Source organism: Rhizobium sp. CECT 9324, assembly GCF_918741265.1.
Classification (GTDB): domain Bacteria; phylum Pseudomonadota; class Alphaproteobacteria; order Rhizobiales; family Rhizobiaceae; genus Allorhizobium.
Genome location: NZ_CAKKMZ010000001.1, coordinates 487,501 through 503,063, shown reverse-complemented (window position 1 = coordinate 503,063; position 15,563 = coordinate 487,501). Strand labels below are relative to the sequence as shown.

10 protein-coding genes, 1 tRNA gene, 2 rRNA genes and 1 pseudogene are annotated in these 15,563 nt (G+C 58.3%); 4 read left to right on the top strand and 10 right to left on the bottom strand.

Annotation, left to right across the window (positions count from 1 at the left end):
* Positions 1–132: 132 nt before the first annotated feature.
* From LQ231_RS02325 to LQ231_RS02305, 5 genes are all read right to left on the bottom strand, one after another.
* Complete coding sequence (locus LQ231_RS02325; protein ID WP_230170127.1) at positions 133–909, bottom strand: ATP-dependent Zn protease; 777 nt, start codon at positions 907–909, stop codon at positions 133–135.
* Entirely contained in the window at positions 906–2,879 is a 1,974-nt protein-coding gene (locus LQ231_RS02320) for an ATP-binding protein (protein ID WP_230170126.1), read from the bottom strand. Before LQ231_RS02320 ends, LQ231_RS02325 begins: the two co-directional genes overlap by 4 nt.
* The gene (locus LQ231_RS02315) at positions 2,872–3,414 is read right to left on the bottom strand and encodes a hypothetical protein (RefSeq protein ID WP_230170125.1); all 543 of its coding nucleotides are present in this window, start codon (positions 3,412–3,414) and stop codon (positions 2,872–2,874) included. The genes LQ231_RS02320 and LQ231_RS02315 overlap by 8 nt, the downstream gene beginning before the upstream one ends.
* A gap of 112 nt (positions 3,415–3,526) precedes the next feature.
* On the bottom strand, positions 3,527–4,591 hold the full coding sequence (locus LQ231_RS02310) for a hypothetical protein (protein ID WP_230170124.1): 1,065 nt from the start codon (positions 4,589–4,591) through the stop codon (positions 3,527–3,529).
* A gap of 334 nt (positions 4,592–4,925) precedes the next feature.
* On the bottom strand, positions 4,926–6,104 hold the full coding sequence (locus tag LQ231_RS02305) for a hypothetical protein (protein WP_230170123.1): 1,179 nt from the start codon (positions 6,102–6,104) through the stop codon (positions 4,926–4,928).
* An 850-nt stretch (positions 6,105–6,954) separates the two neighbouring features.
* Between LQ231_RS02305 and LQ231_RS02300 the strand changes: the two genes are divergently transcribed.
* The 4 genes and pseudogenes from LQ231_RS02300 to LQ231_RS02285 form a co-directional block, all read left to right on the top strand.
* Entirely contained in the window at positions 6,955–7,290 is a 336-nt protein-coding gene (locus LQ231_RS02300; protein WP_174055197.1) for a hypothetical protein, read from the top strand.
* 650 nt (positions 7,291–7,940) lie between these two features.
* On the top strand, positions 7,941–8,738 hold the full coding sequence (locus LQ231_RS02295) for a hypothetical protein (protein ID WP_230170122.1): 798 nt from the start codon (positions 7,941–7,943) through the stop codon (positions 8,736–8,738).
* 157 nt (positions 8,739–8,895) lie between these two features.
* On the top strand, positions 8,896–9,759 hold the full coding sequence (locus LQ231_RS02290) for a recombinase family protein (RefSeq protein WP_230170121.1): 864 nt from the start codon (positions 8,896–8,898) through the stop codon (positions 9,757–9,759).
* A gap of 26 nt (positions 9,760–9,785) precedes the next feature.
* Positions 9,786–10,646: pseudogene (locus LQ231_RS02285) on the top strand (recombinase family protein); the annotation flags it as partial.
* Between the two features lie 375 nt (positions 10,647–11,021).
* On the opposite strand, the gene LQ231_RS02280 reads toward LQ231_RS02285, so the two are convergent.
* The 5 genes from LQ231_RS02280 to LQ231_RS02260 all read right to left on the bottom strand — a co-directional run bounded on the left by LQ231_RS02280 (position 11,022) and on the right by LQ231_RS02260 (position 14,971).
* On the bottom strand, positions 11,022–11,306 hold the full coding sequence (locus LQ231_RS02280; protein WP_230170120.1) for a hypothetical protein: 285 nt from the start codon (positions 11,304–11,306) through the stop codon (positions 11,022–11,024).
* A 66-nt stretch (positions 11,307–11,372) separates the two neighbouring features.
* On the bottom strand, positions 11,373–11,567 hold the full coding sequence (locus tag LQ231_RS02275; RefSeq protein WP_230170119.1) for a hypothetical protein: 195 nt from the start codon (positions 11,565–11,567) through the stop codon (positions 11,373–11,375).
* 73 nt (positions 11,568–11,640) lie between these two features.
* Positions 11,641–11,717 (bottom strand) — tRNA-Met (locus LQ231_RS02270).
* A gap of 226 nt (positions 11,718–11,943) precedes the next feature.
* Positions 11,944–12,058: ribosomal RNA gene (gene rrf / locus LQ231_RS02265) — 5S ribosomal RNA — on the bottom strand.
* 115 nt (positions 12,059–12,173) lie between these two features.
* A 23S ribosomal RNA gene (locus tag LQ231_RS02260) occupies positions 12,174–14,971 on the bottom strand.
* Between the last annotated feature and the right edge of the window lie 592 nt (positions 14,972–15,563).

Genomic DNA, 15,563 nt, shown 5'->3' with positions numbered 1-15,563 from the left:
TTCTCCTTCATCAGCTTCACTCATCGCATCTGACGTCAAGGGCGCAATTGATGCCGACTGCAGGCACTTCATCCCAGACCAGCACCCGACGCTCTTGCTTGAGCATTCTGCACTTCGATTTTTCTCATCGCTTCAGCGCCGTAGCTCACCGTCCGTCAGGATTTGCAGCACGTCCTCTTCATCCATCGCCTGGGCCTCGAACAGCGCCTTGGCAAGGGCATTGAATGTCGACCTACGCCTTCTGAGGATCGTCCCTGCCCGATCGACTGCGACTTCCAGCCGAGCGTGAACCCGAGTCGCCAGTTCGGGATAACGGTCGAACACCGCACCCGGATCGCGATGGGGTCGATAGAGCAGCGGATGCTCGCTCCCGAATCCAAGGGTGCGCTCCATGTCAAAGGCAAGGCGCGTGGCCCGCGCGAGATCGCTGTCGTCGGTACCTCCGGAACCGCTCGAGACACGTTTCAGCACCAGTTGCTCGGCGGCCCGCCCGGCCATCAGCATGGTCAGCATGTTTTCGTACCAGTCGCGGGTATCGGTCGCCCAGACGTGGAAGCCGACGAGATTGTAGCCGCCCTCGCCGGAATCGATATTGAGGCCGCGAACGGGTCCGAGATCGAGCGCATGATGGACGACCGCATGCCCCGCCTCGTGGAAGGCGAAGCGCCAACGGAGATTATGGGGCACGGGCGGGCGATGCCCGCGGATGCCCTCTTCGATATCCTCATAGCGAACCGCCCGCTTGCCGCGCCGCGCTTTCAACCGCGCTTCCCGGACAATGCGTTCGATATCCGCACCCGTCAGCCCCATCGCCCGTGTTGCCAAACGCCTCAGGATCACGTCGACGGAACTGCCTTCTTGCACGGCTGCCAGCGTTTCCGCCGTGTTGCTGCTCTTTGGCTCGGTCATCGGCTGGCTCCCTTCCGTTCACTTTCTGCGTCGTCCTCCAGATGGTCAGCAATGATGCTCTTCAGCGAGAATCCGTCGCCGGCTTCTTTATCTGTTTCCGGTACTGGCGCCCGGATCAGCGACGTCACATCGTCGCCGAGATGATGAGCCAAGATTTCGGCCAGGGCCGGCACATCGGGCCTGGGGATTTCGATATGGGTCTCCAATCGTCCGGATCGCTTGATGGCCTCATCGATATGATCGGGCCGGTTGGTAGCGCCGACGACGATCAGCCCTTCGTTTTTGATCGCGCCGTCGAGCAGTTCCAGCGCCTTGTTGACGACGGTATTCCAATAGTCGGCATATTCCCGCTCGGCCGGCTGCCTTTTGCCGATGCCGTCGATCTCATCGATGAACAGGACCGCCGGCGCCATGGCCCGCGCCTCGACAAACGTCTTGCTCATCCTGTCGATGACGTCGTTGAGATGACCGCCCTGCAGCCAGGTCGAGACGGATGTGACGATCAACGGGATTTGCAGGCTGTTGCACAGCGCCCGGGCAAAGGTGGTTTTGCCGGTTCCAGGCGGACCAGACAGCAAAAGCTTGGTGCTCATCTCCGACCATGCCAGAATACTCGCCCGATAATCGTCGAGGTCGACCTTGAGATCGAGCGCCCAGTCTTTCGCTCGGCCATATCCGGATAGCGTTTCGACGGTCATTGGTGGCTTGTGGCCGATCTCGCCCACCGTCGGCATTGGCTCCGGCTGGATCACCTCGGCCCCGGATGGCTTCTCCTTCTTCCAGCGGCCGTTGCTATCGGTGTCGGTCGATTTCGGCTTCTCGTCCGAGCCCTGGGGTTTCTCGGTGGATGTGCTGGACGATGCCGATCCGGATGCCTTGTTGTCGCCACCATCGTCCTCCTCTTCCTCGAAGTCACTGCGATTGCGCTCAATGAGCGTGGCAAGAACATGCAGCACGTCGCGAACATGCCGCCCGGGACGAAAGGCAAGGACCAGATCCTCCAGCGACAGCCAGCGCGCATCGGAATCCGACGGCAGGCCCGGCGTCTCGATTGCCGTGTCCGGATAAAACACCTCGACCAGATCGGCGACGAACCTGCGATCGAGCTTTCCCGTTTCCAGCGACAGGTCGGCGGAGATCTGCAGCAGCGAGGGAATGTCCGATCGCTTCTCCGCGATGGCGAGGATGGACAAGTCGCGCGACAGCGCACTGAGCATCCGTCGGCGCAGGGCATTGCCCGTGACACGATGCACGCCGGCACCCGAGAAGGTCATAAGGCGCCTGCGTGTCTCAGCTTCGAGGACATCGAAGTGATCGTCATTGAACATGTGATCCGACTCGATGACTGCAAACGGGCCGCCGGGCACCAGCCGGGATTTTTCAAGGAGCCGCAGCACTTCCCGCTCGAAGCCCGCAAGTGGCGCATGGAGAGTGACGACCGGTGTTACACGGGTCAGCGTATAAACGATCTCCCGAAGCGACCGTCCGCTCCTTTGCACCGCACGCGCCAGAACCAGGGCGGACACGATATGACTGACCAGTGGCGCAACTGCCCCCCGATCCACCAGGCCGACGGCGTAGGTACGCCGATCGACTCCGTTGCCCAGCACTCCGTCATACGCGATTGTGCCGCGAAGCGCCCGAGGGAGTGCCACGAGTTGCGAGGCGAACGGCGGATGAACGATCCCGGCGGTCACGACACCATCGCCAGCAGAGCCGGCCGTCGGACTGCCGGTCTCCTTCGGTGCGACAAGCCAGTCACCAAAATTCCGCCGGAACCAGGTATCGTCACGGATCGGATCGCCGGTCAGTCGTGTCGTGTCGAACGTCGGACTGTAGCGGCAGGTGAGATGACCATCGACATCGACGATCTTGCTTTCCAGCAGACCGTTGCGCAGCGCGGTCCGGCGTGCCTCGCGACGGCTAAGATGACGAAGGCGGCGGATAAACAGTCGGGCGAGCTTATCCATCGATCCGACCTCCCGTCTCCGCGGCAATAATTGCCGTTTGGGCGTTCTGCACCGGATCGCGCGGACGCGTCCGACCACGCCGCCGCCCGTCAATGCCACCGGGCTTCGGGATCCGCGCCAATACACGGTCGCGCGGCGAACGACGCGGCGGATGCGCGTCAGCCGACGAACCGGTCGAGACAGACAGGCCCAGATGTTCGTTCCGGGACCGATCGAGATTCCGGTTGCGGTTTCGCAGCCAGTCGAGCAACAGGCGGCATGCCGCATTGCCGCCCTCGGCAACTGCACGCAACCGCAGCATCAAAGGCTCCGGCACAAGGCCGTCCAACGAACGACCTTGCCGGACAAAGGCGAGCGCCAGCCCGATCAGAACGGCGGGGTCGTCGCGATAGCTCGAACCGTGATCCACGTCATCGGATTGGAAAGGAGGGATATTCACGAGCCTGCTTTGAAGGCAAGGCAACGCGACGGTATCGGCCGTGACCGCTTCGCAACGGAAGCCGGCCACAGACGGGCTGTGGGTATCAATGGACATGACTGTCTCCTCGCCGGAGCGCATCGCATCCGGCGTTTATGGAATGGAGGATGAGGGGAGCCGGCCACGCACCCGGCGCGGCCGCAATCGGTGACGCTAGGCCAACGGCCCGTCAGTGCCCGCGCGGACGGCGGGCAAAGCCGACCTGGATACGGACCGGTTCCGGTTCGTCGTCCTGATCATCGTCGAAGCAGGCGAGATCGCAGTGAGCATCATCCTCGTCCTGTACGACTACCGCCTGCTCTTCCTCGTAGCTTCGCGCGGGACCGTTCAAGGCAATCAGCGGCTTGCCGGAAACGGCCGAGGTAGCGGCCGCGGTCGACGCGACCATCGTCACGCCGAGCGCCTTGCTGGCTTCAGCTTCGAGAAGCTGCTGCACGCGGCGGCCAAAGCGCAGACGCAGTTCGGCCATGCAAGCGGCGACACCATCGATTTCCAGCAAGTCGTCGATCTCGGAGAGAGCCCAGATGCCGGTGGCATGATCGCTCGGGCGGCTGGCACCATCGACGATGGCGACCTCGACCGTATCGATCATGAGCCGCTTGTGGTTCTTGTAGAGCCAGTCCGGCAACACCATCGCCGAGGCCATCATCTTCATCTTCAGCTCTTCGAGACGGCTGGTGTCGCCGTAGGAGGCGAGCGACCTCTTCAGATCGAGAATGTAGGCGGTGTGTCTGGCGCGGTTCACGAGGATCAGGTCCGGCGTGTACGATCCCTTGGCCGGTGCCTCGCAGTCGAGCTTGATGCCATCAAGACTCTGCCAGTCGTTTCCGGACACGGCTTCGAGCGCCGCCTTGACCAACGGCAGTTTCAGCGACTGGGTCAGCACGGTGATGTTTGGATTGGCTTTTGCCAGACGCTCAACCGCCTGTTCCAGCAGTTTGCCTTCGCGGAAAGACACGGCACGCACGAGCGAGGCGATGTGAACGTAATGGCCGAGGATTTCATCCTCGACGGGTTCGCCGTCGGCGATTGCCGCAATGGCTCGATCGATCAGCAGATCGAGATCGGCCTCGACTTCGGCGAAGCGAACGATATGCGGATGGCGGCGCAGCGCCGACGGCTCGCCGATGCTGTAAGCGCCGATACCGAATGAGCGGTGGGAGAACATCGATGCCGCAGCGACAGTCGAACGAAGAACTTCCCCGGCAGGGGTAGAGAGAGTATGCGTGGTCATAGCCCGATTCCTTTTTGCGAAGGCTTGAGGGTCAGGCCCTTGTCGATGTTGGTAGCATCGGCTTGGGCCGCTTTATGTCCGGTCTTCCGAACGCCCCCAACCTGGCAGGACCGGGAGCCGGGCTCAAGGACCCGGAACAACAAAAAAGAACAAAGCCGGTACATAGTTAACGGTGGGCTCACGAAGTCCGGACCAACGAAGGCGCCCGGTGATCGCAACGGTCGACCTGCGTGTTTTCCGCTCGCCATCATCAGGCAAAAGGAAAAGGGCCGATATGCGGCCCTTCCGAGTTTGGCGGGAAGGCCGGTCGCCCGGCCCTCGTGCAACTTGCAACTTACCGCGTGACGGCTGGCGCGAGTTCAACATCGGCGATGCTGTCATCGCCAAGCGCCGGCACCTTGGCAAACTGCTTGCGGTTTCGCGGTGCCTCCCGGCTGACCGTCATGAAGCCGCCGGACGCCTCCTCCAGCGCCGCGCCAAACCGGTCGATCGCCTCATCCGGGCCATCGGCATCATCAGAGACCTCGTCCGGCATAGCCGGCTCGGCATCGTGATGATCGCCGACGCTGTCCGCTTCTGCCGGAACCGCCGGTTCGGAAACCGGAGCAGTTGGCACCGCGAGCGGCCATTCCGGCTTCCGCTCTTTGGAGACCGCCCAGCCGAGCACCGGAAGCACATGCAGCGCAAGCCAGTCCCGCATGTCTTTCGACTTCGGCCAGCCATCGACACCCCCCAATGTATAGAGCGTGTCGTTGACCTCGGCCCAGCCGGTCTTCTTCGGGAACTTCGTCGGACGGGTGTTGCGGCCATAATCGAGTTCCGGCTCGATGAACAAGGCCAGGCTTTCCAGTTCCTGACGCGCGACGCGGGCGATATCCTGGATTTCCTTCGCCAGCGCCTCCTTGATCACGCGGCTTCTGCTGAGCGCAGCCTCGACCGCCTTGCAGATCGTGACCACGTGCTCGTTGAACGCCTTCACTCCATCGCGGATCTTGGCCGCAATCAACACTTTCAGTCCAGCCACACCGCCGACCCAGAACTGATCGTCCTTCTCGGCGTTGTCGCCACCCTCCTCACCACCGGAAAGAATGGTCTTTACGTCGACGACCTGCAGACGCCCGTTCTCCTCGGCAAAGGCAATGGCCGCCGTAATCTGGTCGGTCGTTGCCGAACTCAGATGGAACAGCGCTGTTGCCCCGACCGAGAGATCGACCAGTTCGTCGCGAACATGGCCGAGGTTGCGGAACACCGCCATATAATTGCGACCGCTGCGCGCGGAGAGGCCGCAGCGCATCTTTACCCATTTGTCGAACCGGCCGTCGGCCAGCAGGTCGGCAGCACGGCTCAAGTGGTCGCCGAGCTCGAAAGTCTGCTCGGTGGTGCGGCGCCCGAGGTCGAAGATATGGGCCGCGCTGCTTTCGAGCAGATCGCGCGTTGTGTGCCCGATCCCCTCTTCTTCATAGTTATAGGAGAGGGCGGCGGTCGCAGAGTTCTTGGTATTTCTGGTGCGCATGGAAGTCTCCGTGTGACGCGTTTACAATGTATCCGACAAACAACGCATCGGATGACTATATGATTGCGCCGATTCATATGTAATGCAAATCAAAGTAAAATATCTTCATAGTATACATTCGATTGTAATCTTTATATCTCTGCAGTTTTCGGCGGCGGCATTTGAGATTTAACGCTATATTAATCAATATATATCGAGTTATACGATAAATCTAAAAACTTTAAACTTCAAATTTGATCGATATTATTTCACCACAAAATCCAGAATCCGGAGCCAGATAGCCGACCTCCCACATTTAAGGCCTTCACGAAGTAGTTTTGCGGTCACGGGAACACGCCACGAAGTAATCACGAAGCCAGCGTCTCGCCGCCTGAGAGCGATGCTCGATTTCCACCCGAAGATGGCACGTTCCGCGCGAACGGCTGGGACATATGACATGCGACTTCGCGGATGAACCAAACCGGAAGATTTCGGTTCGCCGCCTCATACTCCGGAATGGAGATGGTCCTGCAGGCGCAAGCGCGACGCGAAGCAGTCGGCGATTTCTGTCAGCTTGCCGACAGGTCGTTTCAACGTGCCCGCACGTCGAGACAAATTGCGCTCATTTGATTCAAGGTCCGATATTTTTGATTCCAAACGCTGGTCATTTGATTCACGGCCGCCGTTTGTCCCTCGCCAGCTTATCTCGACCTGTCTCAACGTGCACGCAATTGATCTCAAATTGCGATCATTTGATTCAGAACCCCAAAAAAACGATTCATAAACCGGGATTTCCGATTCCATGCGAACGGCGTTGCCGCAGCGATAACGGTCTGGCATCGATAGCAGAAGACCTGACAGGGAAGAGCGAATGCCAGCAAAGTCCGAGGAGATCCGCAACACGAAACAGCGCGAGCGACAGCAGAAGCTGCGTGATGCCGACAGAAAGGCCAAGCGCCCCGGACGCGACGATGTGGCCCGCACGGCGCTGTTCATGACAATCTCTGGCATGACGACGCGCGAGAAGACCGAAGAGCTGGAACACTTCCAGCATGTCGTCGTCTCTATGCTGGTTCGGCAGGGCTTCGACGAACATGCATCCCACGCCGTCTTCGATGAGCTTGTCGAGAAGTACCGGGATGGCGACTGGCCCTTCCGCCGTAAGCCCCATCTGCTATATCCTGACGGTGCCAACGAGGGTGACTGACCGGTTTCGTTCGACCTGCCAACTACGGTTCCAGCCCTTTGTCATCCCAACCCCGCCATGGGAACGCCCAACGGCGTTTGCAATCTCTACGACACCTCCCCCCATTACTCGGTTAATCGCCGTTTGATTCTGAATCGGATTTCCAGAGTGCTGGGGGGGGGGGCAGATCATCTAGGATCAACTCATCAGCATCCGTCCAATTCGCTAAAATTCTATCGATCTGATTAAGCCCTGGTCAGCTAGGTTTCCAAATAATCCTGAATCCCGCAAGGTCACTGCATTGATTTCGCAAAGGGTATGGATAGTGTCGCCGGCGGCTGAGGTGAACGCCTCGGCCGGAATGCGCACCAGCGGAAGCCCTTGCATGGCGGAAACTGGTTTTCTGATTGGCTTTTTGCTAACCGGGACAATCTTGCAAGGGAGGACTCCTGGCGTGCTCGTGACACCGATGATCGAGTGACGTACCGATTTTTTACAGAGGCTCTGGCCGGTGCGGACCGTCCTGCAGAGCATTGCCCAGCCTGTGTCACCTTATCCGTGTGGTGGCTTTCAGGCACAAAGAGATGGGATCGAGGGCGAACGGACGCCTGAGGGATCCAGAGTGGTGAGCGCATTCCTTCAACTCCACCCTGGATACGAAGGATCCGAACGTGCCCAACATCATCGACCTCCCGTCCGCACTCGGTGCGATCAAGACCCACCATCTCCACGATGTCGACAACGACACCAAATGCCGGCTGCATTCCGGCACAGTAGCCATGGCCTCCATCACGGGTGAGCCGATGTCCCGCGTCCGGGATGCCGTGCGTCTCAACCGTCATGGCGCTGGCTGGGTAGACCGTCGTCGCGCTCCCGCGATCACGAAGACGCACGACGACGAGATCGAGAGCACCTTGCGATTGCTGGGCTATGCAGGCGAATGGCACGACATCAAAGGTCGTCCGACCCTTGCGGCATACCTCAAAGCCCGCACTGGCATTCAGCAAAGCCACCCTTGCGTCGTGTTTATGAACAACCACCGCGTCGCGATCAGTGGCGGACTGTTTTGCGATGTGACCAATAACGGCCTGATGGTCGATATCGACCGCGCACCCTGGCGGCGCAAGCAGGTGCACCGTGTGTTCGTCCTCACCCACCGAATCCCCGCGACGCAGATCCCGTCGAAGACTCTTCAGCGCGTCCAGCCGGCACACCTGACGACGGAGCAGAAACGCCAGATCAAGGAATTGGATCGCCTGTTTCGCGCAGCCATCAAGGCGGAGACCGGCGCAACGCGAGTCAAGGTGTCCTCCACCGAAGTCTTCATTATCCGCCCCGCCGATTCCGGCTGGACGTGGTGCGGCGCGCGCGATGGCGTCGTCGACAGCCTCCTCAAGCTTCAGCAGCATAGCTGGATTAGCGGCAACACCAATGAGGCTGCGGCCTACCGCGCCACGATGGGTTACTGACCAGCGCCCAGGAGCGGCTCCTTATTGCGGCAATTATTGCCGCCAGTACCTGCCAACCGCCAGACCATGATGATCTGGCATCGCAGCGGGGCTCTCAAGTTCCCCGCCGCCGGTTACCATGTCCCCCGACCTCGCTCATTCGAACGGAGATCACTCCATGACCAAGAACGTCCTGTTCTACGCACGCCATTCTGACGGATACCATGACCATGCCTGCCTGGAAACGCAGCTCTACTACGGGCACCGCTTCATCAAGGAGAATGGCTGGACCTTCGCAAAGTCCTATAATGACGAGGATATCGGCGAAGTCGTCTTCATGGCGCAGCCCGGCGTGCGCAAGCTGTTCGCCCATATCGAGCGCGAATCGGTCGATATCGTCCTCTGCCACACGCTGGACCGGTTGTGCTCGCGATTTGATATCGCCAGCCGGCTGTTGAGCGAACTCGCGCGCAAGGGCATCGAACTCTGGGTCGTCGATCCCGGCGAGCGGATCACCGCCCGGAACCTGTCCGATTACTATATCGATGACCGCAGCAAAATGTTTGCCATGGGCAGCCACATTGCCCAGGTGCCCGACGACCTGCGCGAGGAGAAACACTTCGCGCCCCTTCCATTCGGCTATCGTTATGCCGGCGCCTGCAATGCCGACGGCCAGCGCATCTTCGGTTTCAAGATCGTCGATCCGGTCGCCGCCGATGTCATCAGGCGTATTTTCGGTATGTATGCCGAGGGGATGGCACCGACAAAGATCGCTGCCCTTCTTAATGTGGAAGGCGTGGCCGGTCCCCGCGGCAGTATCTGGCGCGACGCTGCGATCCGCGGCAACCGCGCCAGCGGAACCGGGATCCTCAACAACCCGGCTTACATCGGCGCCTGTAAACAGGCGGGCGACGATGACTACCATTACGTATCGGCACTGCGCATCGTCAGCGATGACCTCTGGGACCGCGTGAAGGATCGCCAGGATGCCGCAGCCGAGCGTGCTGCAGGATTGGCAGGGCGCCGCAGGCAGCAGAGCTGAGCACGCTGCAAACGAACTGGCCGGCAATGCCGGCCAGTGTTCACGAAGACATTGATGAATATGGAATTCCGCAAATGACCAAGAATGTTCTGTTTTATGCCCGCTACTCCACCGACCGCCAGCATGAGGTCTCGATCGAAACGCAGATCGAACTCGGCAAGGCCTTTGTCGCACGTCAGGGCTGGAAGCTGGTCGAGATCTACTCCGACGCCGCCATCAGCGGCACCAGCTACCAGCTCCGCGCCGGCATCCAGAGCCTCATGGCGCATGTGAAGCGCGAGCGCATCGATGTCGTCCTCTGCGTCACCGTCGATCGCTTGTCGCGCGACATCGAGCATAGCGCGAAGATCCTCAAGCAGCTTCGCTATTGCGACGCGGACATCTGGACGGTCCACGCCGGCACCCCGGTGACCGACCTCGAGATGGCATTGCGCGCCGCGCTCAGCCATGAACTGGTCGAACAGATCCGGTATCGCACGCGCGAAGGCATGAAGATGGCCGTCCGGAAAGGCAAGGCATCCACCTGCCTCGCCTACGGCTACATGCTCTCCCAGCAGCGCGATGCGAACGGCGATCGCATCAAGGGTTTGCGCGAGATCGATCCTGCAAAGGCTGAGGTGGTTCGCCGCATTTTCACCCTCTATGCCGACGGCATGTCACCACGCGACATCGCCCAGCTTTTGAACAAAGAGGGCATCCCGGGCTCGCGCGGCCGCAAGTGGCGCGACACAGCCATCCGCGGTCACGTCAGCCGTGGCACGGGCATTCTCAACAACGAGAGCTACATCGGTCGCATGGTCTGGAACAAGCGCAACTATCGCAAGAACCCGGAGACCGAGCGCCGTACCTCGCGCGTCAACGACGCAAGCGAATGGGTGCTGGCTGATGTGCCGGAGATGCGCATCGTCAGCGACAAGCTCTGGGCGCTGGTGAAGGAGCGACAGAAGGAGATCGGCGAGCTTTACGATTTCGGGCAGAGCAACCGGCTGAATGCAACGCACCGACCGGGATACCTGCTCAGTCACCTGCTCGAATGCGCGGAATGTGGCGGCCCCTACGCCATTAGCGGCAAGGACCGCTATAGCTGCACCAACCGCAAGAAGCGCCTGCCGATCGACGAGCTCGGCGGAGCTTGCTGTGGCAACAGCAAAACCATTACCCGTCAGGAGCTGGAGAGCCGCGTTCTCGATTGCCTGCCGGCTGCGTTCTTCTCCCTGGGGATGTTCGACACCATGTCAGCAAAGGTGATCGAACAGGAAACATCAAAGCTTCGCCGTCCAAAAGCCGAGCGCGAGCAGATGACGCGCGAACTGAACGAGTTGGAGCGCAAGCAGAAGAGCATCATCCAGCAAATCTCCGACCGCGCCATGCAAGGCCGCCCTCCCCTCACCGCGCTCGACGATACGCTTGATCAGATCGAGCTTCAGCGTATTTCCCTGGCAAGCGAGATCGACGCGTTCACCACGTCGGAGCCGGACATGCGCGCGAAGATCGAAGAATTGAAGCAGCGTCACAATCCCGCCCAGACGGAACTGCGCATGCGCCATTTCTTCCTGCAGGCGCGCCGAGGAAAGAACGAGGATGCCAAGCGTCAGGTGATGCCGATTGTGCGCTCACTGGTGCAGAAGGTGGTGATCGGTAAAACCCCGGGCCACCAGCCAGCTACCCTCGAAGTCCACGGCCTGATCTCCTCCATCCTTGCGCAAATGGACGTGCTGGACCTGATGGAGCGTCGCTTCGTCGCCGAAGTGCATGCTGACTTCATCGAGAAGCTGGAAGCTGGGGAGATCGAGACGAAGGAGAAACAAAAAAAGCTCCTCGACTCATATGAGGAGGAGCTTCGTCGCAAATACCCCGAGTGGGCCAATTCACAAGTCTCAGTGGTTGCGGGGGCAGGATTTGAACCTGCGGCCTTCAGGTTATGAGCCTGACGAGCTACCGGGCTGCTCCACCCCGCGTTATAAGGTTTTGCCGAAGGCAAATACCGACCGGGTAAATCCGTTTGGGATTTACGCGTATTGGCGAGCAAATCCTTTAGGATTTGTCTCGGGTAAGGGACGCACTGTTTCTGCGACAAGCAGAAGGACCGCTTTGAGGGCGGCCCTATGATTTCGGCAGGGCCGACGATGGAATGAGAAGATACGGTATTTTGTGTTTAAACACCTTCTATATTGCCATTAGCAGACCTGGCAGCGACCTACTCTCCCGCGTCTTGAGACGAAGTACCATTGGCGCAGGGGCGTTTCACGGCCGTGTTCGGAATGGGAACGGGTGCAGCCACCCCGCAATAACCACCAGGTCAGCTAAGGGCAATATAGTGAGAAGCTGGTAAAGGTCTTTGGACCTCGTTTTTTTGAACACGTTTTTGCATCATCGACCGCCTTTGGCGGTCTGATGAACATTGATCAATGAGAACGATCAAGCCAATCGAGCTATTAGTACCGGTAAGCTTCACTCATTACTGAGCTTCCACACCCGGCCTATCAACGTGGTAGTCTTCCACGGCTCTGATAGGGAATACTCGTTTTCAGGTTGGTTTCCCGCTTAGATGCCTTCAGCGGTTATCCATTCCATATATAGCTACCCTGCTATGCCGTTGGCACGACAACAGGTCCACCAGAGATATGTCCATCCCGGTCCTCTCGTACTAGGGACAGATCCTGTCAATATTCCTACACCCACGGCAGATAGGGACCGAACTGTCTCACGACGTTCTGAACCCAGCTCACGTACCGCTTTAATTGGCGAACAGCCAAACCCTTGGGACCTGCTCCAGCCCCAGGATGCGATGAGCCGACATCGAGGTGCCAAACAACCCCGTCGATATGGACTCTTGGGGGTCATCAGCCTGTTATCCCCGGCGTACCTTTTATCCGTTGAGCGATGGCCCTTCCACGCGGGACCACCGGATCACTATGACCGACTTTCGTCTCTGCTCGACTTGTCAGTCTCGCAGTCAGGCGGGCTTATGCCATTGCACTCGACGACCGATTTCCGACCGGTCTGAGCCCACCATCGCGCGCCTCCGTTACTCTTTCGGAGGCGACCGCCCCAGTCAAACTACCCACCATACACTGTCCCGGATCCGGATAACGGACCGCGGTTAGACATCCATGACGATAAGGGTGGTATTTCAAGGATGGCTCCACTCAAACTGGCGTCCAAGCTTCAAAGCCTACCACCTATCCTACACATGCCGACACGAATGCCAGTGTAAAGCTATAGTAAAGGTGCACGGGGTCTTTCCGTCTGACCGCAGGAACCCCGCATCTTCACGGGGAATTCAATTTCACTGAGTCTATGCTGGAGACAGCGGGGAAGTCGTTACGCCATTCGTGCAGGTCGGAACTTACCCGACAAGGAATTTCGCTACCTTAGGACCGTTATAGTTACGGCCGCCGTTTACTGGGGCTTCAGTTCAAAGCTTGCACCTCTCCCTTTAACCTTCCAGCACCGGGCAGGCGTCAGACCCTATACGTCGTCTTGCGACTTCGCAGAGCCCTGTGTTTTTGATAAACAGTCGCTACCCCCTGGTCTGTGCCACCCCATCTCACTTGCGTAAAATGGGGTCACGCTTCTTCCGAAGTTACGCGTGCAATTTGCCGAGTTCCTTCAGCATAGTTCTCTCAAGCGCCTTGGTATACTCTACCTGACCACCTGTGTCGGTTTCGGGTACGGTCTATAGGGTGGAGCTATTTCCTGGAACCGCTCCACCGCACATTCAATCCAATAAGAATGTACGATTTGTGCGATCCGTCACTACCACCAGGCCCACGAATATTAACGTGGTTCCCATCGACTACGCATTTCTGCCTCGCCTTAGGGGCCGGCTAACCCTGCTCAGATTAACTTTAAGCAGGAACCCTTGGTCTTTCGGCGAGGGGGTCTCTCACCCCCTTTATCGTTACTCATGTCAACATTCGCACTTCCGATACCTCCAGGGCCCCTCACAGGTACCCCTTCACAGGCTTACGGAACGCTCCGCTACCACACGTCTTGCGACGTATCCTCAGCTTCGGTGCATGGCTTTAGCCCCGTTACATTTTCGGCGCAAAGACCCTTATTTAGACCAGTGAGCTGTTACGCTTTCTTTAAATGATGGCTGCTTCTAAGCCAACATCCTGGTTGTTTTGGGATCCTCACATCCTTTCCCACTTAGCCATGACTTGGGGACCTTAGCTGGAGGTCAGGGTTGTTGCCCTCTTCACGACGGACGTTAGCACCCGCCGTGTGTCTGCCGATTAGTACTCCTCGGTATTCGGAGTTTGGTTAGGATCAGTAAGACGGTGAGTCCCCATAGCCCATCCAGTGCTCTACCCCCGAGGGTATTCGATCGACGCACTACCTAAATAGTTTTCGCGGAGAACCAGCTATTTCCGAGTTTGATTGGCCTTTCACCCCTAGCCACAAGTCATCCCAATCTATTGCAACAGATGCGGGTTCGGTCCTCCAGTTGGTGTTACCCAACCTTCAACCTGCTCATGGCTAGATCACTCGGTTTCGGGTCTAATGCATCTAACTAAACGCCCTATTCAGACTCGCTTTCGCTGCGCCTACACCTACCGGCTTAAGCTTGCTAGATACACTAAGTCGTTGACCCATTATACAAAAGGTACGCTGTCAGGCTTGCGCCCTCCAACTGTTTGTAGGCAACCGGTTTCAGGTTCTATTTCACTCCCCTTGTCGGGGTGCTTTTCACCTTTCCCTCACGGTACTTGTTCGCTATCGGTCATGCACGAGTACTTAGGCTTGGAGAGTGGTCTCCCCATGTTCAGACAGGATTTCACGTGTCCCGCCTTACTCAAGGACAATGTGTGTTCTACGCGTACGGGACTGTCACCCACTACGGTCGCACTTTCCAGAGCGTTCCACTTTATTCCACATTGCCACTGGCCTGGTCCGCGTTCGCTCGCCACTACTTACGGAGTCTCGGTTGATGTCCTTTCCTTCGGGTACTTAGATGTTTCAGTTCCCCGAGTTCGCTTCTAACCCCTATGTATTCGAAAGTTAGATACCTTATCACAATGCTTGGAAACCCAAGCCGTCATCGCTGACAGTTTGGATTCTCCAAGCATTTAAGGTGGGTTTCCCCATTCGGATATCCATGGATCAAAGCTTATTCGCAGCTCCCCACGGCTTTTCGCAGCGTATCACGTCCTTCATCGCCTGTGCATGCCAAGGCATCCACCAATTGCCCTTATTCTACTTAATCGTTCTCATTGCCAATGCTCATCCTTATTTGGGTTCAGCAAACCTGTCCTTTTCGCTTGCGCTCAAAGGGGTGCTGAACCTGGCCATACGGGCAAATCTTCATTTGCCGCACCGACCAGTCCCTCGCCGCTCTCGCGGACAAGGTCACCAAAAGCCTGGTTACCTTTTACAACCAGGCCGATCAGATGCCATCAACGTGTTCGATCCGGTCACTTTATTGGAGCTACGCCGAGCAGCTCACTTGTGCCAGATCTTAAGACCAGCTTCTCGAGATCAAATCCGGTACCGCGCGGTCAGGCAACGGTAATCCGACCGTTCATCAGAGGTGACACGAAGTCACCAACAACAAACGATCCAGAGTGACAGGCTTTCCTACCTACATCCGGCTCCTCGTTCGTTTCCAGTCGGCTAGACCATCCACGACGTCATTGGAACCGGCTTCGGACATCTTGAACTCGCGCTCAAAACACCTGGAAGCCTCCAGATCAATCTTCTCTTCACAATTTTGCAGAACAGGCACCATGCATAAGCAAGGTGCAAACTTTTATTTCTTCAAAAGACAACAACGCTTTGGGCACTTTCGTAGGCCAGAG

Bases quoted from the DNA above. Each gene is read 5' to 3' on its own strand.
- LQ231_RS02290 (WP_230170121.1), top strand. From the start codon at position 8,896: ATGACCAAGAACGTCCTGTTCTACGCACGCCATTCTGACGGATACCAT.
- LQ231_RS02325 (WP_230170127.1), bottom strand. From the start codon at position 909: ATGACCGAGCCAAAGAGCAGCAACACGGCGGAAACGCTGGCAGCCGTG.
- LQ231_RS02320 (WP_230170126.1), bottom strand. From the start codon at position 2,879: ATGGATAAGCTCGCCCGACTGTTTATCCGCCGCCTTCGTCATCTTAGC.
- LQ231_RS02280 (WP_230170120.1), bottom strand. From the start codon at position 11,306: ATGGCGCATGCGCAGTTCCGTCTGGGCGGGATTGTGACGCTGCTTCAA.
- LQ231_RS02310 (WP_230170124.1), bottom strand. From the start codon at position 4,591: ATGACCACGCATACTCTCTCTACCCCTGCCGGGGAAGTTCTTCGTTCG.
- LQ231_RS02305 (WP_230170123.1), bottom strand. From the start codon at position 6,104: ATGCGCACCAGAAATACCAAGAACTCTGCGACCGCCGCCCTCTCCTAT.
- LQ231_RS02300 (WP_174055197.1), top strand. From the start codon at position 6,955: ATGCCAGCAAAGTCCGAGGAGATCCGCAACACGAAACAGCGCGAGCGA.
- LQ231_RS02315 (WP_230170125.1), bottom strand. From the start codon at position 3,414: ATGTCCATTGATACCCACAGCCCGTCTGTGGCCGGCTTCCGTTGCGAA.